The 20,484-nt window shown below is 62.5% G+C and carries 19 protein-coding genes, 1 other RNA gene and 1 pseudogene; 6 read left to right on the forward strand and 15 right to left on the reverse strand.

Annotation, left to right across the window (positions count from 1 at the left end):
* Positions 1-333: 333 nt before the first annotated feature.
* Both N6L27_RS06265 and N6L27_RS06270 read right to left on the reverse strand, forming a co-directional pair.
* Positions 334-638, reverse strand: a pseudogene (locus N6L27_RS06265) (IS5/IS1182 family transposase); the annotation flags it as partial.
* Positions 639-775: 137 nt separating this feature from the next.
* Positions 776-1,096 (reverse strand): monooxygenase, encoded by a 321-nt coding sequence (locus tag N6L27_RS06270; RefSeq protein WP_271906366.1) that lies wholly within the window; start codon positions 1,094-1,096, stop codon positions 776-778.
* 144 nt (positions 1,097-1,240) lie between these two features.
* On the opposite strand from N6L27_RS06270, the gene N6L27_RS06275 reads away from it, so the two are divergent.
* Complete coding sequence (locus N6L27_RS06275; RefSeq protein ID WP_271906367.1) at positions 1,241-2,149, forward strand: LysR family transcriptional regulator; 909 nt, start codon at positions 1,241-1,243, stop codon at positions 2,147-2,149.
* Positions 2,150-2,374: 225 nt separating this feature from the next.
* Here the strand turns inward: N6L27_RS06275 and ccoP are convergent, their stop codons facing one another.
* From ccoP to ccoN, 4 genes are read right to left on the reverse strand one after another with little or no spacing between them, the layout of a single operon-like run.
* The gene (gene ccoP / locus N6L27_RS06280) at positions 2,375-3,244 is read right to left on the reverse strand and encodes a cytochrome-c oxidase, cbb3-type subunit III (RefSeq protein ID WP_271906368.1); all 870 of its coding nucleotides are present in this window, start codon (positions 3,242-3,244) and stop codon (positions 2,375-2,377) included.
* The gene (locus N6L27_RS06285; protein WP_260016077.1) at positions 3,241-3,447 is read right to left on the reverse strand and encodes a cbb3-type cytochrome oxidase subunit 3; all 207 of its coding nucleotides are present in this window, start codon (positions 3,445-3,447) and stop codon (positions 3,241-3,243) included. The genes ccoP and N6L27_RS06285 overlap by 4 nt, the downstream gene beginning before the upstream one ends.
* A 13-nt stretch (positions 3,448-3,460) precedes the next feature.
* The gene (gene ccoO / locus N6L27_RS06290; protein WP_260016078.1) at positions 3,461-4,189 is read right to left on the reverse strand and encodes a cytochrome-c oxidase, cbb3-type subunit II; all 729 of its coding nucleotides are present in this window, start codon (positions 4,187-4,189) and stop codon (positions 3,461-3,463) included.
* A gap of 14 nt (positions 4,190-4,203) precedes the next feature.
* Positions 4,204-5,814 carry a cytochrome-c oxidase, cbb3-type subunit I gene (ccoN, locus tag N6L27_RS06295; RefSeq protein ID WP_271906369.1) on the reverse strand — a complete coding sequence of 537 codons (1,611 nt, stop codon included), beginning with the start codon at positions 5,812-5,814 and terminating at the stop codon, positions 4,204-4,206.
* Positions 5,815-6,019: 205 nt separating this feature from the next.
* Here ccoN and N6L27_RS06300 point away from each other — a divergent pair, with 205 nt between their 5' ends.
* Entirely contained in the window at positions 6,020-6,859 is an 840-nt protein-coding gene (locus N6L27_RS06300) for a universal stress protein (RefSeq protein WP_271906370.1), read from the forward strand.
* A gap of 70 nt (positions 6,860-6,929) precedes the next feature.
* Here the strand turns inward: N6L27_RS06300 and N6L27_RS06305 are convergent, their stop codons facing one another.
* Both N6L27_RS06305 and glyA read right to left on the reverse strand, forming a co-directional pair.
* On the reverse strand, positions 6,930-7,187 hold the full coding sequence (locus tag N6L27_RS06305) for a GlsB/YeaQ/YmgE family stress response membrane protein (RefSeq protein ID WP_271906371.1): 258 nt from the start codon (positions 7,185-7,187) through the stop codon (positions 6,930-6,932).
* 247 nt (positions 7,188-7,434) lie between these two features.
* Entirely contained in the window at positions 7,435-8,754 is a 1,320-nt protein-coding gene (gene glyA, locus N6L27_RS06310; RefSeq protein ID WP_271906372.1) for a serine hydroxymethyltransferase, read from the reverse strand.
* A 117-nt stretch (positions 8,755-8,871) separates the two neighbouring features.
* Between glyA and N6L27_RS06315 the strand changes: the two genes are divergently transcribed.
* Positions 8,872-9,744 (forward strand): LysR family transcriptional regulator, encoded by an 873-nt coding sequence (locus N6L27_RS06315; RefSeq protein ID WP_271906373.1) that lies wholly within the window; start codon positions 8,872-8,874, stop codon positions 9,742-9,744.
* Between the two features lie 22 nt (positions 9,745-9,766).
* Here N6L27_RS06315 and fnrL read toward each other — a convergent pair whose 3' ends face one another.
* Positions 9,767-10,507, reverse strand: coding sequence for a transcriptional regulator FnrL (gene fnrL, locus N6L27_RS06320; protein ID WP_039183619.1), 741 nt, complete (start codon positions 10,505-10,507; stop codon positions 9,767-9,769).
* A gap of 62 nt (positions 10,508-10,569) precedes the next feature.
* On the opposite strand from fnrL, the gene hemN reads away from it, so the two are divergent.
* Complete coding sequence (hemN, locus tag N6L27_RS06325) at positions 10,570-11,925, forward strand: oxygen-independent coproporphyrinogen III oxidase (RefSeq protein WP_271906374.1); 1,356 nt, start codon at positions 10,570-10,572, stop codon at positions 11,923-11,925.
* A gap of 318 nt (positions 11,926-12,243) precedes the next feature.
* On the opposite strand, the gene N6L27_RS06330 is transcribed toward hemN, so the two are convergent.
* From N6L27_RS06330 to N6L27_RS06345, 4 genes are all read right to left on the reverse strand, one after another.
* Complete coding sequence (locus N6L27_RS06330; RefSeq protein ID WP_271906375.1) at positions 12,244-13,833, reverse strand: ABC transporter ATP-binding protein; 1,590 nt, start codon at positions 13,831-13,833, stop codon at positions 12,244-12,246.
* 169 nt (positions 13,834-14,002) lie between these two features.
* A complete protein-coding gene (locus tag N6L27_RS06335) occupies positions 14,003-15,109 on the reverse strand; it encodes an ABC transporter permease (RefSeq protein WP_271906376.1) in 1,107 nt (368 codons plus the stop codon).
* Positions 15,110-15,112: 3 nt separating this feature from the next.
* Positions 15,113-16,198, reverse strand: coding sequence for a microcin C ABC transporter permease YejB (locus N6L27_RS06340; RefSeq protein ID WP_271906377.1), 1,086 nt, complete (start codon positions 16,196-16,198; stop codon positions 15,113-15,115).
* Between the two features lie 10 nt (positions 16,199-16,208).
* A complete protein-coding gene (locus tag N6L27_RS06345; protein ID WP_271906378.1) occupies positions 16,209-18,122 on the reverse strand; it encodes an extracellular solute-binding protein in 1,914 nt (637 codons plus the stop codon).
* Positions 18,123-18,350: 228 nt separating this feature from the next.
* Between N6L27_RS06345 and N6L27_RS06350 the strand changes: the two genes are divergently transcribed.
* Positions 18,351-18,575, forward strand: a complete 225-nt coding sequence (locus N6L27_RS06350; protein WP_260016089.1) for a putative hemolysin — start codon at positions 18,351-18,353, stop codon at positions 18,573-18,575.
* 98 nt (positions 18,576-18,673) lie between these two features.
* Here the strand turns inward: N6L27_RS06350 and N6L27_RS06355 are convergent, their stop codons facing one another.
* Positions 18,674-19,183, reverse strand: coding sequence for a c-type cytochrome (locus N6L27_RS06355; RefSeq protein WP_271906379.1), 510 nt, complete (start codon positions 19,181-19,183; stop codon positions 18,674-18,676).
* A 118-nt stretch (positions 19,184-19,301) separates the two neighbouring features.
* Here N6L27_RS06355 and N6L27_RS06360 point away from each other — a divergent pair, with 118 nt between their 5' ends.
* A complete protein-coding gene (locus N6L27_RS06360; RefSeq protein ID WP_019298220.1) occupies positions 19,302-20,135 on the forward strand; it encodes a prephenate dehydratase in 834 nt (277 codons plus the stop codon).
* Positions 20,136-20,337: 202 nt separating this feature from the next.
* On the opposite strand, the gene ffs is transcribed toward N6L27_RS06360, so the two are convergent.
* Positions 20,338-20,436, reverse strand: an RNA gene (gene ffs / locus N6L27_RS06365) — signal recognition particle sRNA small type.
* Positions 20,437-20,484: the final 48 nt, after the last annotated feature.

The raw sequence follows: 20,484 nt of genomic DNA on the forward strand, positions 1-20,484 counted from the left end.
AAGCCCCGCTGCCAGCCCGTTTTGCAGGATGCCACGCCCTGTTAGAAGGGCTGCCTTGGTAGAAACGTCGGTTCATTGAAGACGGCAGGGTCCGCCAATCCTGGCGGAAAGGCAACGGTTATCCGGTCAGGCCGCTTGGGGTAACCTCGGAAGCCGTGCGGTCATGAACTTGTTTGCTGGTTTCAATGTAATCGGTGAGATTGGCCAGCATTTGCATCAAAGATGGTTGGGAAAAGGTTGTGAGGGCCAGGTTTCATAACCAGTAAATGACGGCTGCGGCTGAGGCGATTGCTGACAGGAAAGCCTGGAGGCATCAATGTAATGAGAGGGGTGGTTGCGCCGTTTTTGTAGCTTTTCGTATTTATCCAGGGACTTGCGATGCTTTCTACCGGGAATACAGGCGCGTATGCCTTTGTCTTGCAATGCGTTCCCGAACCAACCGATGTCGCAAACACGGTCCCCAAGCTATCAGCCGGCAATGGGCAAACTTCTCAGCAATGCGCAGGCACCAATGCAATCACTGTCCTCCACGGCGGTGGCAAACAGATTGAGGAGGCGTCCATGGCTGCCGCAGATGGCATTGAGTTTGATGTTCGCCCCCTCGTCCGGCCGATCTGGCGTCCACGCCCCCCTTTTTCACCCCCAGACTGGTCTCCGCTCCGTTTCCGGAGCGTTGAGCCGAGCAGCGCGTTGCAAATCAATGCATCCTGACCCGAGACCAAGCAGAGAAAACCCCGCACCGTTTGTGGCGGGGTCATTTTAGCTTCCGCTCAAGCTACACTTCCGAACCGATCGGAGCGTTGTTGATCCTGCTCAGATCTTCCATGATGTCGAAGACATGGTCGGTGATGTCGATCACGCCGAACGCCTCCAGACGTTTCATGTGCATGGCCTTGTAGCTCTCCAAAGACTCGAGATCTTTAAAGAGATATGTCGAACCGAACCGGTCCGAGCCGTGTTCATAGGTCCAAATCTTCCAAATGACGCCAGGCTCTTGCGCAATGCTTTCTGCGAGTTGCTTCATGCCGGCGGCAGCTTCTTCGTCCAGCGGGCCAGGAACCCGCATATGCAGGTCCCAGATTTTTTGAGTACTCATGGCGTCTTCCTTTCGTGGTTTCGACCCAGCATCTGCGCCTTGCAGGCGGAGGGATTTCCTGTGGGTCATTGAGAATAGATTTAGGGAAGCGCACCTGTTAGAAAAATACCATCTTTCAGATCACTTTGTCAGGAAAGTTGAACAATGGCCCACGGCAAGCTGAATGATTTGACAGTCTTCGTCGAAGTCGTTCGTGCAAATGGATTTAGAGCGGCGGCAAAAAACCTGAAATTGGGAGCTGGCTCTGTCAGCGAGGCCGTTCAACGATTTGAAGACCGGCTTGGCGTTCGGCTCATCGAACGCACAACGCGTGCAATTGCCCTGACACGCGCCGGTGAGGCCCTTTATCGAAGAAGCCTGCCAGCATTGACGGAACTGGACGCGGCTCTGGAGGATGTCCTTGAAATTGGGGAAGGGCTTGGCGGAACGCTTCGCCTCACCGCGCCAGTTGGAACTGGCAAGCTGTTCCTTGACGCACTGATTGCTGACTTCGCGGTGATGCACCCTGCTTTGACCATCGAAGTGATCTATGACGAGAGAAAAGTTGATCTTGTTTCCAGTGGCGCCGATGCTGCTATCCGCGCCGAGACATTGCTTGATCCTGATACCTACGCCATCGCAATTGGGCCGCAGCATGACATGGTCATCGTCGCCAAGCCGTCCTACCTTGAGGGTGCGAAACCTCTGAGCGCTCCGCAGGACGTGACGCTTCATGACGGGATTTGTTTTGCATTCGGAGACTCCGGCAATCTGGCTCCATGGTCATTCCGGACCAGCTCAGGCCCCCTCACCGTCATGCCCAATCCGCGTGTTGTCTCCAACAACGTAAATTCAATACTCAGATACGCGGAACAAGGTTTGGGTCTTGCCTATTTGTTTGCAGCAACGGCAGAACCTGCACTTCGAAGCGGAACACTGATCGAAGTTCTTTCAGGCTCTGCAGAGAAGCTTCCCTGCTTTTCTCTCAACTATCTGTCGAAGCGAAATGTTCCGGCGCGCCTTCAGGCATTCATCGAGTTTGTCAAAGCAAGAAAACCGACTGGCTCCACCTGAAATGATGCCGCGTGGCTTACGTTGCAGACTTCAGGCAGCACGCAGACTGTCACAGGTGTGTCCAGCGCCCCCTGCATTGCTACCGATGACGCCTTCGCACTGTCCCGGTCGTGTGCTTGCTTTCACCCATCGGCCGCATCCTTTCCGTGACTTGGCGCTGCATCAAAACGGGAAAGGGCCGCCCGATGGGCAGCCCTCATTTTGTTTCTGAAAACCGGTCCCGGCTTATTCGCCGCCGCCCAGCTGGTGGACGTAGGACGAAACCGCGCGGATTTCTGCCTCGGTCAGGCGGGTGTTCCAGGCCGGCATCACGCCATAGCGCGAGTTGCTGACAGTCTCGGTCAGCGTCTCGTAATCGCCGCCATAAAGCCAGATCGCATCCGCCAGGTTCGGCGCGCCCTGCGCGCGGTCGCCGGTGCCGTCTTCCATGTGGCAGGAGGCGCAGTTGTCGGCAAAGACAACCGATCCGGCCTCGACCTTGGACGCATCCTGCGGCTCAGCCGACAGCGACATCACGTAGTTGACCACCTGAGAGATCTCTTCCTTCTCAAGCAGTTCGTCGCGGCCGAAGGCAGGCATCTCGGAATAGCGTGCTTCGTCGCTGTCCTCATTGCGGATGCCGTGGGTGATGGTTGCGTGGATGTCCTCCACCGAGCCGCCCCAGAGCCAGTCGTCGTCCAGAAGGTTCGGATAGCCCTTGGCGCCAGCCGCACCGGAGCCGTGGCACTGGGCGCACCAGGTCTTGAACACGGCGGAACCGGCGGACACTGCGTAGGAGCCCAGTTCCGGGTCTTCCGCGATGGCGTTCAGCTCAGCCGCTTCCAGCTTGGCGTTGACCGGCGCGTTGGCTTCTTCCACCGCGGTGATCTCCGCCGCCACGTCGGCGCGGGTCGACCAGCCCAGCACGCCCGCGGTTGCGCCGTTGATCAGCGGCCACGCCGGATAGGCGACGGTGTACAGAACACCCCAGATGATGGTGGCGTAGAAGGTCCACAGCCACCAGCGCGGCATCGGATTGTCGAATTCCTCGATCCCGTCCCACTCGTGGCCGGTGGTGTTCGGATCGCCTTCGAATTTCTGCGATTTCTTGCTCATGCCCTCGCCTCCTTATTCGCGGCGGGTTGGCCCTCACTGGGCGCGGGTGCGTCATCGTGCCGGAACGGGATGTTTGCAGTGTCCTTGTAGGCCTTGGTGCTGCCCGGGCGGAACGCCCAGACAATCACACCGATGAAGAAGGTGAACAGGAACAGCAGCATCCAGCTGTCGGCGAACTGCCTGAGAAGTGTGTAGAGTTCCATCTCTGCTCCTTCCTCAGCGGCTCGCATCCGGGGTGAAGGTCGAGAAGTCGACCAGCGTGCCCAGCATCTGCAGGTAGGCGATCAGCGCATCGGCCTCGGAAACCCCCGGCTGGCCATCAAAGTTGCGCACATTGATGTCCTCGCCATAGCGCTCCAGCAGCCCGTCATAGTCGCTGTCCGGATCGGCCTGAGCGCGGAAGTCTGCCTGCGCGGCTTCGATCATCTCATCCGTGTAGGGCGTGCCCAAGAGCGCGTTGGTGGCCATGATGTCGCCAATGTATTTGCCGTCGATCTTCTTCTCTTCGAGGAAGCCGTATTTCGGCATCACCGATTCCGGCACCACCGACTGCGGGTCGCGCAGGTGGTCTGCGTGCCACTCATCCGAGTAGCGGCCGCCAACGCGGGCCAGGTCCGGCCCGGTCCGCTTGGAACCCCACTGGAACGGACGGTCGTACATCGACTCCGCCGCCAGCGAGTAATGGCCGTAACGTTCGACCTCGTCGCGCATCGGACGAATCATCTGGCTGTGGCAGACATAGCAGCCCTCCCGGATATAGACCTCGCGGCCCGCCATTTCGAGCGGGGTGTAAGGACGCATGCCCTCCACCTTCTCGATGGTGTTTTCCAGGTAGAACAGCGGTGCGATCTGCACCAGGCCGCCGATGGTCACGACCAGGAAGCTGAAGATCAGCAGCAGGGTCGCGTTGGTCTCGAGGATCTTATGTTTGTCGAGAATAGACATTGCTTCCTGGCTCCTTATTCAGCCGGAACCGGGACCGTCAGGCTGGCCTCTTTGGCCGGCGCCTTACGGACCGTCATCCACAGGTTGTAGCACATGATGACCGCCCCAGCGAGGAACATCACCCCGCCCAGGCCCCGCACCACATACATCGGGAACTTCGCAGCCACGGTGTCGGCAAAGGAGTTCACCAGGAAGCCGTTGGCGTCCACTTCACGCCACATCAGGCCTTCCATGATCCCGGTCACCCACATCGACGCGGCATAGAGAATGATGCCGATGGTGGCGAGCCAGAAGTGCCAGGAAACCAGACGCAGGCTGTAAAGGCTCTCGCGTTTCCACAGTGCCGGCACCAGATAGTAGAGCGCACCAAAGGTGATCATGCCGTTCCAGCCCAGCGCGCCGGAGTGCACGTGGCCAATGGTCCAGTCAGTGTAGTGCGACAGCGAGTTCACCGCACGGATCGACATCATCGGGCCTTCAAAGGTGGACATGCCGTAAAAGCCCAGCGAGATCACCATCATCCGGATCACCGGGTCGGTGCGCAGCTTGTCCCAGGCGCCCGACAGGGTCATCAGGCCGTTGATCATGCCGCCCCAGGAAGGCATCCACAGGATCACCGACATCACCATGCCCAGGGTCGAGGCCCAGTCAGGCAGCGCGGTGTAGTGCAGGTGGTGCGGACCGGCCCAGATATAAAGGAAGATCAGCGCCCAGAAGTGGATGATCGACAGCTTGTAGGAGAACACCGGACGCTCGGCCTGCTTGGGGATGAAGTAATACATCATGCCCAGGAAGCCCGCGGTCAGGAAGAAGCCCACAGCATTGTGGCCGTACCACCACTGGATCATCGCGTCCTGCACGCCCGGCCACACGATGACCGACTTGGAGCCCCAGATCGAGACCGGGATGGTCATGTTGTTGATCAGATGCAGCATCGCCACGGTGACGATGAACGACAGGTAGAACCAGTTCGCCACATAGATATGCGGCTCCTTGCGCTTGATGATGGTGCCCAGGAACACCGCCAGATAGGCAACCCAGACGATGGTCAGCCACAGGTCGACGTACCATTCGGGTTCGGCGTATTCCTTGGACTGGGTGCCGCCCAGCAGATAGCCGGTTGCCGCCAGCACGATGAACAGCTGGTAGCCCCAGAACACGAACCACGCCAGATTGCCGCCCCACAGCCGCGCCGCGGAGGTCCGCTGCACGACGTAAAAGGAGGTTGCGATCAGCGCGTTGCCGCCAAAGGCAAAGATCACCGCGGAGGTGTGCAGCGGGCGCAGGCGGCCAAAGTTGGCCAGACCGTCGGCCCATTCAAAGTTCAGCGCCGGAAATGCCAGCTGAAACGCGATGAAGGTCCCCGCCAGGAACCCGACCACACCCCAGAAGGCGGTTGCAATCGTGCCAGCGCGGATCACGCTGTCGAAATACTCATTTTCCAGACCGGCGGCGGCCACTTTCGGCTCGTCGGTTCTGCGCAAAGTGTAGAGAAACAGGCCGCCAGCCACGATCATCACAATGATCGCGTGCACCTGGTAAGCCAGATCCCGCGCGTAATTGGTGCCGATCATCGCAAACAGCGTGACCAGACCAAGCGCTATCAGCTTGATATAATTAGACATCTTGCGTCCCTTTGCCATGCCCCCGCGAATCCTGCGGATACGGGAACGTTATTAGACCGCGCCCTTCATGCAAAACGCGCCTTCCTGCTGCCTTGATCTGCATCAAGACAAATCCGGGCAACATGTGACACTTCTTCCCGAGCAGTGAAACTCCACGCACCAGCACCCGTCAGGATTGCGGTGCACTTTTCGCCGAGAGGTGTCAATGTCCTACAAGTCCTTACTTACCGTTCTGACAGCTGCGGACACCGCAGCGGCGCCATTGGCGCAAATTGCGGCCCTTGCTGAGGAATTCGGCGCCCATGCCGATGCGCTCTGCCTTGGTGTCGACCGCACCCAGACAGGATACTACTATGCCGGCGCCAATGCGATGGTGCTGCAGGAAACCTTGGCCCGCGCTCAGGAAGAGGCCGAAGAGGTCCAGTCTCAGGCAGACGCGGCCCTGAAGCAGGCAGGCGTTGCCTATGGCACCGACAGCGGTGTTGCCCAGATCGCCGACATCGGCCGCCATGTGGCGCGGCAGGCACGGTTCTCCGACCTGGTGGTGCTGGGCCAGCCCTATGGATCCGGCAAACGTGCCGAGGCAGAACCGATCGTCGAAGCCGCCCTGTTCGAGGGCCGCGCGCCGGTGCTGGTGGTGCCGGACAAGGGCGCGCCGCTGAAGGCACCGAAAACGGTTCTGGTGGCCTGGAACGAAAGTATTGAGGCGATGACCTCGATCCGCCGTGCGATGCCCTTCCTGCAGGGTGCTGAACTGGTCCGCATCGCGGTGATCGACCCGCCGCAGCATGGTCCCGAACGCTCCGATCCCGGCGGCATGCTGGCGCAGATGCTGGCCCGTCACGGTGTAAAATGCGAGATCGACGTGCTCAGCAAGACGCTGACCCGGGTGTCGGACGTTCTGAACCGCCACGCCGCCGACACCGCCGCCGACTTGATCGTGATGGGCGCCTACGGCCACTCCCGCTTCCGCGAGGCGATCCTGGGCGGCGCCACCCGCAACATGCTGGAGCAGGCCGCGGTGCCGGTTCTGATGGCGCACTAAAGCCTTCCCGGATTACAATCATAAAGGCGCCCCGCAGGGCGCCTTTTTCTTTCGTGCCAGCGGGCAGGTCCTAGCCTGCCTTGCGGATCAGACCGATCAGGAACAGCAGGATCACCGCGCCGATGGTGGCGTGGATCAGCGACCAGAAAAAGCCGCCGCCCGCGGCAAACCCCAGTGCCGGAAAGATGGTGCCCGCGAGGAAAGCGCCCACCACGCCGACGATGATGTTGCCAAGGATGCCAAAGCCGCGCCCTTGCATGATCTTGCCGGACAGCCAGCCCGCCAGCGCTCCGATGACCAGCATCCCGATCAGACTTCCAAACTGCATTGCCGCCTCCATGTTGTGTTACCGCAATAGTAGAACACAACAGAACCGCCGGGTCACCCGCTGCCGTCAGGTCCGTAAATCCAAGCTTCTCCCGCCCGTCGTCCGCCTTTCCTGCGAAAGGCGCCCTCCCGTTGGGCCAGGCTCGGCGCGATGCGCCGAGCCTGGCCCAAGGCCGCCAGCGGGTCCGGCATTGCCGGGCACGTGCGGGCGCGGGAGAGCCCCGTTTCAGCGTCCCGCCTGTCTGGCCTCAGCGCACGTAGTGCATGCCCTGGAAGGCGGCGCGGAATTCGGCGACCTCTGCCGCCATGGCTGCCGGGTCCTCCGTCCGCAAGGCCCGGGTGATCAGCTCCGCCAGCTGGGGCGCATGCTCCACGGTGACGCCGCGGCGCACCAGTTCCGGCGTGCCGATGCGCAGCCCGTTCATGTCACCCGGCACCTCCGCGATGGGCAGGCCGATGCCGCAGGCCAGGAAGCCCGTATTGCGCAAATGCTTCGATGCTGCCTGGCCGCCACCGAACTCCGCCGCCTCCAGTGCAAACTGATGCGACTGCGTCATACCCCGCGCGGCGGCAAAGACCGGCAGCCCCTGCCCTTCCAGCGCCTCGGCCAGGGCCAGCGACAGATCGGCCATTGCCTTGGCATAGCCTGCGCCATGCTCCACCCAATCGAGCAGGCTCATCGCCAGCGCCGCCGACTTTGCTGCATCAAAGTTTGCAGTCATGCCGGGAAAGGCGATGGCATCCAGACGCTCGGCGATCTCTGCGTCATTGCTGACGATCAGCCCGCCAGCCGGTCCGCCCAGGCTCTTGTAGGTGCTCATCGTCATCATATGCGCACCCTGCTCCAGCGGGTTGGCCCAATGGCCGCCGGCAATCATGCCGCATTGGTGGGCCGCGTCGAACAATACCTTGGCGCCCACCGCATCGGCAATCGCCCGCACCTCTGCCACCGGATGCGGGAACAGGTTGAGACTGCCGCCAATTGTGATCAGCTTGGGCCGCACCTTGAGCGCCAGATCGCGCAGCGCATCCAGATCGACAGTATAGCCATCCGCATCCACCGGCGCCGGATGGGTCTTCAGCCCGTAAAGGCCCGCGCAGCCGCCCGCGTGATGGGTGACATGGCCGCCCACCGCGGCAGGCGGCGCGATGATGGCATCGCCGGGTTTGGTCAGCGCCATGAAGCCATAGAGGTTCGCCAGCGCACCCGAGCCCACGCGGATCTCCGCGTAACGCGCGTTGAAAACCTGTGCCGCAACCTCAGCGGCGATCACCTCGATCTCCTCGATGGCCTCCAGCCCCATTTCGTATTTGTCGCCGGGATATCCCAGCGATGGACGGCTGCCGAGACCGGTTGCCAAGAGCGCCTCTGCCGCCGGGTTCATCACATTGGTGGCCGGGTTCAGGTTGAAGCAGTCGCAGTCGTGGATCTGCGTATTGAGATCCGCCAGCGCGGTCAGCCGCGCAGCGGTCTCCGCGCTGGTGGCGGCAGCAGTATTGGCGGCCACGGTCTGCACGTAGTCCTCGCAGGCGGCGGGCACCCAGTTGCGGCGGGCAAGCTCTGTCATGGTCTGTCTCCTTCACGCGGTGGCGGATTTCTCTCTGCCTCCATCAAAGCGCTGATGCCCCCTTGCCTGCAAATCAGTTTTCCGAAAAACTAGGGCTAGAAAAATTGAGGCTCATGTATGGCTGTTTCCCCGCCCCCTGCCCAATCGCTGCCGCTGACCGCCCTGCGTGCGTTTGAGGCCGCCGCGCGGCTGGGCGGTTTCTCTGCCGCCGCGCAGGAGCTGGGGGTGACGCCCGGTGCGGTCTCAGCCCAGATCAAATCGCTGGAAGACGCGCTGCAAGCACAGCTTTTCATCCGGCGCCCGAAACAGGTCACGCTGACGGCGCTAGGCGCGCGGGTGCTGCCGGAACTCTCCGCCGCGTTCGACCAATTGAACGCCGCCTCAAGGCTGATGCGCGAAGAAGCCCAGCCCAGCACCGTGCATATCGCCACCCTGCCAGCGATTGCCCAGTTCTGGCTGTCGCCGCGCCTGCCCGCTCTCAGGGCCGCGATGCCGGAGATGGCGGTTTCGGTCACTGCCGCCGAGGAGCCGCCGAACCTCAAGCGCACGCCCTATGACCTGTGCCTGTTCTTTGGCGGCGATCAGGGCGAGGTGATTGAACAGGACGTGATTTTTCCGGTCTGCGCGCCCGCGCTGGCAGAGCAGCTGCGCACGCCAGCGGATCTGCAGGATGTGCCTTGCCTGTCAGACGCTGTCTGGGCGCAGGACTGGGAGCACTGGCTGCAGGCCGCCTGCCCGGGCGAAGTTCTGCATCTGAGGGGCCCGGAGTATTCGCTCTACTCGCTGGCGGTGGAGGAGGCCGTCAATGGCGCAGGGGTTCTGATCGGTCATCAGGCCCTGGTGGCGCCGCTGTTGGACAGCGGCCGGCTGGTGGCACCTTTTGCAGTCAGAGCCGAGCTGCCGCGCGCGCTGCGGCTGTGGAGCCTGCGCCCCTCCGGCCCGCGCAGTCCCGGTGCTCGGGTGGCGCGCTGGCTGACGGAAAACAGTTAGGAGCTGCAGGGATAAGGCGGCCTCAGCCCAGGAAGCCGCCGTCGCTGTCGTCGCCCGCCTCTTCCATCAGGCGGCGCATGTCAGGCACGGTCACATGCCGCTTGCCTTCCAGCTCGATGATGCCGTCGCGTTTCAGCGCCGAGATCTGGCGGCTCACGGTTTCCAGCGTCAGGCCCAGGTAGTCGGCCATTGCCTCCCGCGTCAGCGGCAGGTCGAACACCATCCGGTTGGTGGCTCCGCCCGGCGTCAGCGTGGCATCACGCCGCGCGATGATGGCCAAAAGGCTGGCGATCTTCTCGCGCGCGGTCTTGCGGCCCAGCACCAGCATCCACTCGCGCGCGGCGTCGAGTTCGTCCAGGGTCATCTCCAGCAGCCGGTGGGCGATATGGGGCGTGCGCTCCATCAGCTCCTCGAACGGCTTCTTGCGGAAACAGCACATCACCACATCGGTGGTTGCCGCCACATCATAGGCCGCGCCTTCGCGGCCCGGGCGGCCGACAAAATCGCTGGGCAGCAAGAGGCCCACCATCTGGGTGCGCCCGTCCTCCATCGTCTGGGTCAAAGATGCGATGCCGGAGACAACAGACCCCACGAAGTTCATCACGTCGCCGGACCAGATGATCGGCTGGCCGGCCTCATAGGTGCGGTAGTATTTGATCGCATCCAGCTCCTCCAGCTCGTCCGCGTTGCAGCGCGCGCAAACGGCACGGTGGCGGATCGGGCAGTCACCGCATCTGGAATGGGAAAGGACTGGAGCGTTCATACGTTGGTCCGGTTTGATCTGGGTCAAGGCTCAGGTTCGCGCGTTCCCATAACGGTAATTGAATGGAACAGAAAGCTCAATTGGCCGAACTGGGTTTGTTTGACGCCAAAGTACCGCGCTATACCAGTTACCCGACTGCGCCGCACTTTGGGAAAGAGACTGATTCCGTGCAGTTTTCCAGATGGGTTTCAAAGATTTTGCCCGGCAGCAGCATCTCGCTTTATATGCATGTGCCGTTCTGCCGCAGATTGTGCTGGTTCTGCGCCTGCCGCACGCAGGGCACCCACTCCGACGCCCCGGTGGAGGCGTACGCCGAGGTTTTGAAGGCGGAAGTTGCCCTGCTCAAAGCGCAGCTGCCCGAAGGCGTCACCCTGTCGCGCCTGCATTGGGGCGGCGGCACGCCGACCTTGCTGAGTGCGGATCTGATCCGTGATCTGGCGGAGGCAATTACTGAGGCCATTCCACTGGCGCCACGGGCCGAATTCTCGGTCGAGATCGATCCGAATGAGATCGGGGACCGGCGGCTGGATGCGCTGGCGGAGGCCGGAATGAACCGCGCCTCTGTAGGCGTGCAGGATTTTGACAGCACGATCCAGCAAGCGATAGGCCGCATCCAGAGCTTCGAGACCACACGCGCCGCCATCGAGCAGCTGCGCGCGCATGGGATCAGCAGTCTCAATGCCGATATCCTCTATGGCCTGCCACATCAGACGCCCGCAATCATGACCGAAAGCGTGCAGAAGCTGCTGTCGCTGACGCCGGACAGGGTGGCGGTCTACGGCTATGCCCACGTGCCCTGGATGGCCAGCCGGCAAACCATGATCCGCTCTGACGCACTGCCGACGCCGGAGGCGCGGCTGGAGCTGTTCGAAACCGCCCGCCAGCTGTTTCAGTGGGACGGTTACCGGGAGATCGGCATCGACCATTTCGCCCGGCCCCACGATGGCCTCTCAGTGGCACAGCAAACCGGGCGGCTGCGGCGCAACTTCCAGGGCTATACCGACGATCCGGCAGAAGTTCTGATCGGCATCGGCGCCTCGGCAATCTCACGCTTTCCGCAAGGATATGCGCAGAACGCGCCGGCCACCTCGGCCTATGTCCGCGCAATAAGGGACGGGCAATTCGCCACCGCCCGCGGCCATGCCTTTGGCGGCGAGGACCTGCTCAGGGCGCGGCTGATTGAGGCGCTGATGTGCGATTTCCGCATCTGCCGCGAAGAGATCCTGTCACGCTTTGCAGTGACCGGCGCCCGGCTGGAACGGATGCTGAAGCAAGCCAGTGCAGCCTTTCCGGAGATGCTGACTGTATCGGCAAAGGGTCTGGCCATCCGCGAAGAGGCGCGCCCGCTGACCCGGATGATCGCCCGCAGCTTTGACGCCTATGATCTGAGCCAGGCAGGCCACAGCACCGCCATCTGATCCCCTTTGTTCAAAGGCAAGGTTCTCCCGCCCGTCGCCGCCGCGCCTATGGCGCAGCGCTCCCGTTGGGCGAGGCTCAGCGCCCTCGGCGCTGAGCCTCGCCCAAGGCCGCCAAGGGGGTCCGGCGCAGCCGGGGCACCTGCGGGCGCGGGAGCATTCTGCCGGGTTTCCGGCCAACGCGAATAGGTCAGCAATGCTGCCTGAATGTTTCGCGCGCGAAACATTTGGTCAACCGCACTGCCGCAACTTATGCGCGTTGCCTAAGGTGCGAACGCATAGATGCTGCAAAGCCTGCCAGAGAGTTAACCTGGGAACGGTCTAACCCGCCGCCGCCAGCAGCCTGCGGGTGTAGTCTGCCCGCGGGTTGGCAAACAGCTCCTCTGCCGCGCCGGTCTCCACCACGTCGCCCTGGTTCATCACCACCACCTGATGCGACATCGCCCGCACCACGTTGAGGTCGTGGGAGATGAACAGATAGGCAAGGCCATAACGCGTCTGCAGATCGCGCAGCAATTCGACAATCTGCACCTGCACCGTCATGTCCAGCGCCGATGTCGGCTCATCCAGCACCACCAGCTTGGGCCGCAGCACCATGGCGCGGGCGATGGCGATGCGCTGGCGCTGGCCGCCGGAGAACTCATGCGGATAGCGGTCCATCGCTGCCGGGTCGAGCCCCACTTCGGTCATCACCTCCGCCACCAGCTCGCGGGTGTCGCGGTGCTGGTCGACCTTGTGGATGGCGAGGCCCTCGGAAATGATCTGGGCGCAGGTCATCCGCGGGCTGAGCGAGCCGAACGGATCCTGAAAGACGATCTGCATGTCCTTGCGCAAGGCGCGCAGGTCGCGGGTGGACCACTTGCGCAGGTCCTGGCCCTGGAAGGTGACCGCGCCTTCGGATGCAATCAGCCGCATGATGGCAAGCGCCAGGGTGGTCTTGCCGGAGCCGCTCTCTCCCACGATGCCCAGGGTCTCGCCCGCCCGCACGGAGACCGACATCGGGTTCACTGCCTTCACATGCCCGACAGTGCGTTTCAAAAGGCCGCGCTGGATCGGGAACCAGACCTTCAGGTCCCTGGCCGCCACCAGCTCCTTGGCATCTTCCGGCACCGGCTGCGGCTGGCCGGAGGGCTCCGCCGCCAGCAGTTTCTGCGTGTAGGGGTGCTGCGGGTTGGCAAAAATTTCGGCCGCCGGACCTTCCTCGACAATCTCGCCGCTTTTCATCACGCAGACCCGGTCGGCGATGCGGCGCACAATGCCGAGGTCATGGGTGATGAACAGCAGCCCCATGCCCTCGCTTTCCTTGAGGTCCGCCAGGAGGTCGAGGATCTGCGCCTGGATGGTCACGTCCAGCGCAGTGGTGGGTTCATCGGCGATCAGGATGTCGGGCTTGTTCGCGAGCGCCATGGCGATCATCACCCGCTGCCGCTGCCCGCCCGAGAGCTGGTGCGGATAAGACGTCAGCCGGTTTTCGGCGTCGCGGATGCCGACCTTTTCCAGCAGCTCCAGAATGCGCGCGCGCGCCGGTTTGCCGGTCAGCCCCTGATGCAGAGCCAGGGATTCCTCCAGCTGGCGTTCGATGGTGTGCAGCGGATTGAGCGAGGTCATCGGCTCCTGAAAGATGAAGCTGATGTCATTGCCGCGCACCTGCATCAGGTGGCGCTCGCTGGCGCCCACCATCTCGGTGCCGTCATAGGTGACGGAGCCTGTCACCGTGGCGCTGTCGCCCAGCAGCGAGACGGTGGACAGCGCAGAGACCGATTTGCCGGAGCCGGACTCACCCACCAGCGCCACGGTTTCACCGCGCCCGACAGAGAAGGAGACGCCGCGCACGGCCTCTGTCACCATACCGTCCTGGCGAAAGGAAACGCGGAGGTTCTGGACGTTCAGGAGGGGGGAGGATTTGGTCATTTGAACGTCCGCAAGTCTGGAAGACAGTAATGAAAAAGCACCCGAGGCGCGCAGCGGCTCGGATCGCCCCCGACCCGCCCCCCGTCAAACCAAAGGTTTGCCTCCGGCAAAACGCGGGGACGGTTTGCCCCCACCCTCGGGCCGGGGGCAATCCTGATGTTCCGCACATTCATGAAAACGTCTTCCGCGGGTCAAAGGCATCGCGCACGCCCTCGAAGATGAAGATCAAGAGCGACAGCATGATGGCAAAGGTGAAAAAGGCCGTGAAGGCAAGCCAGGGCGCCTCCAGGTTCTGTTTGGCCTGCAGCGTCAGCTCGCCCAAAGACGGCGCCGAGGACGGCAGGCCGAAGCCGAGGAAGTCGAGACCCGCCAGCAGGCCGATGGTGCCGGTGATGATGAAGGGCAGCATGGTCAGCGTCGCCACCATCGCGTTGGGCAGCATGTGGCGGAACATGATGGTCAGGTTGCCGACCCCCAGCGCCTTGGCGGCGCGCACGTATTCCAGGTTGCGGGCGCGCAGGAACTCGGCCCGGACCACGCCGACCAGCGCGGTCCAGCCAAACAGCACCATCAGGAACACCAGCAGCCAGAAACTGCGGCCCAGGATCGCAAACATGATGATGATGACATAGAGCGAATTCACCGAGCCCCAGACCTCAATCACCCGCTGGAACACCAGGTCCGTCAACCCGCCGAAATAGCCCTGCACCGCGCCGGCCAGAATGCCGATGAGGCTGGCAGCACCGGTCACCATCAGGGTGAACAGGATCGACAGGCGGAAGCCGTAGATCACCCGCGCCAGCACATCGCGCTTGGTATCATCGGTACCCAGGAGGTTCAGCCCGCCGGGCGGCAGCGGCGCGGCGCCGGGGCGGTCGACGGTGGTGTTGAAGCTGTAGGGGATCGGCGGCCACAGGGTCCAGCCTTCGTGGAAATCATCTGCCGCATAGGTGCCAGCGGCGATGTCTTCCAGGATGGTGTCGGGCTCATCAAAGCAGTCCTCCACCCCGCCGGAACGGATCAGGCATTCGACCTCCGGGTCGGAATAGACCGCCTCTGTCTGGAAGTCGCCGCCGAACTTGGTCTCCGGGTAGAACTTGAACACCGGCGCGAAGACCTCGCCGCGGTAGTTCACGAGGATCGGCTTGTCGTTGGCGATGAACTCGGCAAACAGCGACAGGCCGAACAGCACCGCGAAGATCCACAGAGACCAATAGGCGCGGCGGTTGCGGCAGAAGTTGCGCCAGCGGCGCTGGTTCAGGGGGGAGAGCGCCATGGATCAGCCCTCCCGCTTTTCAAAGTCGATGCGCGGGTCGACCACCACATACATCAGGTCGGAGATGATGCCGACCACCAGCCCCATCAGGCCGAAGATATACATGGTGCCGAACATCACCGGGTAATCGCGCGCCACTGCGGCCTCGAACCCCAGGCGGCCGAGGCCATCGAGCGAGAAGATCGTCTCGATGATCAGGGAGCCGGCAAAGAACACGCCGATGAACACCGCCGGGAAGCCCGCGATCACGATAAGCATCGCGTTGCGGAACACGTGGCCGTAAAGGACCCGGTTCTCGCTGAGGCCCTTGGCGCGGGCGGTCATGACGTATTGCTTCTTGATCTCGTCGAGGAAGGAATTCTTGGTCAGCAGCGTCAGCGTCGCAAAGGCCGCAATGGTGGAGGCGGTGACCGGCAGGGCGATGTGCCAGAAATAGTCCATGACCTTGCCAAACAGGCTGAGGCTTTCCCATTTGTCGGACGTCAGGCCGCGCAGGGGGAAGATCTGCCAGTAGGAGCCGCCGGCAAAGAGCACCAGCAGCATGATGGCAAACAGGAAGCCGGGGATCGCATAGGCCGCAATGATCACGCCGCTGGTCCAGGTGTCGAACGGCGAGCCGTCGCGCATCGCCTTGCGGATGCCCATCGGGATCGAGATCAGATAGGCAATCAGCGTTGACCACAGGCCGAGCGAGATCGAGACCGGCATTTTCTCCAGCACCAGGTCGGTGACATCGATCTTGCGGAAATAGCTCTCGCCGAAGTCAAAGCGCGCATAGTTGCCGAGCATGGTCAGAAAGCGTTCCAAGGGCGGCTTGTCGAGGCCGAACTGTTCTTCCAGCTCCTTGATCAGCTCCGGCGGCAGGCCTTGGCGGCCGGCGTAATTCTCGTTAGCGCTGATTGCCTCGGTGCCGGCATCGCCGCCGCCGCCTGCAAAACCCTCGAACACGTCGCCGCCGCCTTCAAGCTGGGCGATGATCTGCTCGACGGGACCACCTGGCACGAATTGCACCAGGGCGAAGTTCACCACCAGAATGCCAAACAGGGTCGGGATCACCAGCAGCAGGCGCCGGAGGATATAGGCTGCCATCTCAGGTCCCTTACCGCAGCGCGCCGGCGGATTTGAGCTCCGCCTCACGCGCTGCATCAATCCACCACAGGTCCAGAAGGCCGGTGTCATAGGGCGGCAGGTTTTCCGGCTGGCGGTACATGTCCCAATAGGCAATCCAGTTCACGTCCAGGTACCAGGTCGGCACCACAAAGCGCTTGGCCCGCAGCACCCGGTCCAGCGCCCGGGCGTTGGCGCGCAGCTCTTCCTGGGTCTTGGCATCGACGATGTTGCCGATCAGCGCATCCACCGCCGGGTCGGCCAGGCCTGCCGGGTTGAACACCGAATACTCATGCGCCTCGGAGCCGAAATACTGGTAGAGGCCGGTCGAGGGCTCCAGCGACATCGGATAGGCGGAGGAAATCATGTCGAACTCCTTCTCCCGGCGGCGGCTGGTGTACTGGGCATAGTCCACCCGGTTCAGCACCGCATCCACGCCCATGGTGCGCAGGTTGGCGACATAGGGCTGCACGATGCGTTCAATGGTCGGGCTGTCGGCCAGGAATTCGACTTTCAGCGGCTCGCCTTGCGCGTTGCGGCGCATACCGTCATCGCCGACGGCCCAGCCGGCCTCATCCAAGAGCTTCATCGCCCGGCGCAGGTTCTTGCGGTCGCCGGGGCGCGACGCCTTGGAGGCATGGGCCATCACCGGCTGCTCAGTCAGGATGGACGGGCTGATCTGGTCGCCCAGCGCTTCCAGCACCTCCTTTTCGCGGCCTTCTGGCAGGCCTTCGGCCGCCAGCGGCGAATCCTGCCAGAAGGAGGAGCGGTGGCGGAACAGCCCGTATTGCAGGCTTTCATTGGTCCATTCGAAATTGAACGCCAGCTGCATCGCCTCGCGCACGCGGATGTCCTGGAACTTGGGTTTCAGCAGGTTCATCACAAATCCGCTGGCGGCCGGCACATTGCCGTCCGGAAACTCACCCTTGATCACATGCCCCAAGCCGACTGCGGCAAATTCATAATTGGTGGCCCAGTTCTTGGAGTTGTTTTCGGGGCGAAGTGTATAGACGCCGGCCTTAAAGCCCTCCATCGCAGCCACATCATCGCCGAAATACTCGACCCGGATGCGGTCATAGTTGTGGCGGCCCTGGTTCACGTTCAGGTCCTTGCCCCAGTAGTCGGGGTTGCGCCTGTAGACGATGCGCTGGTTCACATCGGCGCTTTCCAGCACATAAGGCCCGGAGCCGATGCCAGGATCCAGGCGCGGCTGGTCGATGCGGCGGTTTTCCGGGTCGGCCTCGAACCAGGCCTTGGAAAACACCGAGGTGCCGCCCACCTGGGTGATCATTGCGCGGCGCGGGAAATCCGGGGAGAAGTGGAACTTCACCCGGTGCGGCCCCAGCGCCTCTGCCTTGGGAATGCGTTTGCGCACCGCTTCGGCGTAGGATTTCAGTCCCTGCTCCAGCAGGATGTTGTGGGAGAACACCACATCATCCGCGGTGACCGGGCTGCCGTCAGAAAACTTTGCCTCGGGGCGCAGGTTGAAGATCACCCAATCCTGGCTTTCGGGGTATTCCAGGCTTTCGGCGATCAGGCCATAGTAGGACCCGGGCTCGTCATAGGAGTCCACCAGAAGGCTTTCAAACTGGGCCGAGGACAAGGCCCCTGCCCGGCCCTTGCGGGTATAGGGGTTCATGCTGTCGAAGGTGCCGACGGCAGAAATCGACAATTCGCCGCCTTTGGGCGCCTCAGGATTCACGTAATCGAAATGGTCAAAGCCTTGCGGGTATTTCAGCTCTCCGAACTCGGCAAATCCATGCGCCTTGATGAGGGCCTCTTCCGCCCGCACCTGCGTGGCGGCGGCCAGTGCCAGGATCAAGCCGAACGCAAGCGCGGCGGCCGCCTGCAACGGGTTCACTCTATCCTTCGCGCGCACGCGCGCTGCAGCTTTGGCGGTGTTCATCTGCCATGACCTCCTGTGCCCGGAACTTTGGTCCGGGTTTTCGCACCCAAGCTAATGTCCGGGGGCGGTAACATTCAAGTTGAGATTGGGTGATCAAACGCCTGATCTGGGCATAAAGCAGCCTAAACAAGGGCCTGCGCGCGGCGGCGCTTGCCCGAAATATAATTGCCTGCCAGCCTCACATCACGATTGCGTTATGAAACGAGGGAGTTTGCGATGCTGAAGTCAATGAGATTTGCCGCCCTTGCGGTTGCCGGGGCCGCTGCACTGAGCGCCTGCGCCCAGCAGGAAGAGGAAGTCGTCTACACCAGTCCGGAAGAGGCATACTGCGTGCAGACCGGCGGCACATATGTGCTGCGCAGCGGCAAGGCGGGCACTATCGGCGTCTGCATCCTGCCCGACGGCACAGAGCGCGACGCGCTGGCCTACTACCGTGAGAACAACCCGGCCTGATCAGGCCACCCGCGGCACACCACTCACGCGAACATCAAAAAAAGCCGCTGCAAACCGCAGCGGCTTTTTCACTTGGATAGCTGGGACAGCGGTCCGGCTTAGCCGTCCAGGCTGTCCAGATAGGCGATGAGGTTCACCCGGTCGGTCTGCTTTTTCAGGCCGGAGAACGACATGGTGGTGCCGGAGGCATAGGCCGACGGCTTGGCCAGGAAGGCGTCCAGCTCTTCCGGGGTCCAGGCCTTGTCGGCCAGGCCGGTCAGCGCGCCGGAGTAACCGAAGCCCGCAGCGGAAGCGATGTCGCGGCCAACCACACCGTACAGATACGGGCCGGTTGCATTGGCGCCGTCTTCCAGCTTGTGGCAGGCGGAGCACTTCTTGAATACCTTGGCGCCTTTGGCGGCGTCGGCGGAGGCCATCAGCTCTTCGAAGCTGACTTCCGGCTCGTCGCTGCCGGCGTCTTCGGCCGCGGCGACTTCGATCACATAGGAAGCCTCACCGTGGCTGTCCATGTGATACAGTACTTCTGCGCCCCATTTGCCCAGAAGGAATACCAGGAACGCGCCGCAGATGCCTGCGGTCGCTTTGGTGAGGGTCATCGTGTCAAACATGATCGCGAGTCCATTTAGCTGTCTGCAGGGGTGTCTAAGGCTTCCCCTTGCAAGTGGCAAGGTATAGACAGCGCGACGAAACGCCCAATTCTTGAAGTTTTGCACGGGGAACACACCCATGAGCCGCAAAATCGCCATTCAGGGGGAGCTTGGCTCCTACAGCCACGAGGCCTGCCGCATCGCCCGCCCCGGCATGGAGGTGCTGCCCTGCCGCACGTTCGAGGAGATTCTGGAGGCGGTGCGCAGCGGCGAGGCGGAGCAGGCGATGCTGCCGGTGGAGAACTCCACCTACGGCCGCGTGGCCGACAGCCACCGGCTGCTGCCCCACAGCGGGCTGCATATCATCGACGAGGCTTTTGTGCGGGTGCATATCAACCTGCTGGCGGTGCCGGGCGCGAAGCTGGAGGATATCCGCGAGGCGCATTCGCATCTGGTGCTGCTGCCGCAATGCGGAACCTTCCTGCGCGAGCACGGCATCCGCGGCCGCGTCAGCCCCGATAACGCCCGCGCCGCGCGTGACGTGGCTGAGGCCGGAGACATCCACTCTGCCGCGCTGGCCAGCGAGCTGGCGGGCGAGATCTACGGGCTGGACGTGCTGGCCCGCCATATCGAGGACAACGGCGACAACACCACCCGCTTCCTGATCATGGCCAAAGATATCGACTACACCCGCCGCGGCGCCCACAATATGATCACCAGCTTCGTCTTTCAGGTGCGCAACATCCCGGCGGCGCTGTATAAGGCGATGGGCGGCTTTGCCACCAATGGCATCAACATGACCAAGCTGGAAAGCTATATGGTGGACGGCTCCTTTACCGCCACTCAGTTCTATGCCGATATCGAAGGCCACCCGGATGATGCCAATGTGCAGCTGGCAATGGATGAGCTGAGCTATTTCACCACCAATGTGGAAATCCTCGGCGTCTACCCGGCGGACAACGGCCGGTTCTGACCCGGAAGAAGGCAGGCAGGGGCTTTGCCCCTCTTGGCCTCACGGCCAATTCACCCCAGGATATTTTCCAGCCAGATGAAGCGGCGGACCCCGCCACGCGCCAGCGTGGCGCACGGCCCAACGGCGCGGTGCAATCTTTGATTGCTCCACAGCGGGCGGGAGATCCCCTGTTCAAGGTCTGCGCAGTTCAATCGGGGGAGTTAAGTGAGAGGCTGGACATCGACCCAAGCGGGGCTCGTTGTGGCTGCTTCCTTCCGGACCTGACCAGGTTGGCGAGGCGCCTGCCCGCGCCAACCTCTCGAATCCCGATATAAGGACCGCCGCCGGGAATGGCAAGGACCGCATTCGC

Source organism: Leisingera sp. SS27 (assembly GCF_028368855.1).
GTDB lineage: Bacteria > Pseudomonadota > Alphaproteobacteria > Rhodobacterales > Rhodobacteraceae > Leisingera.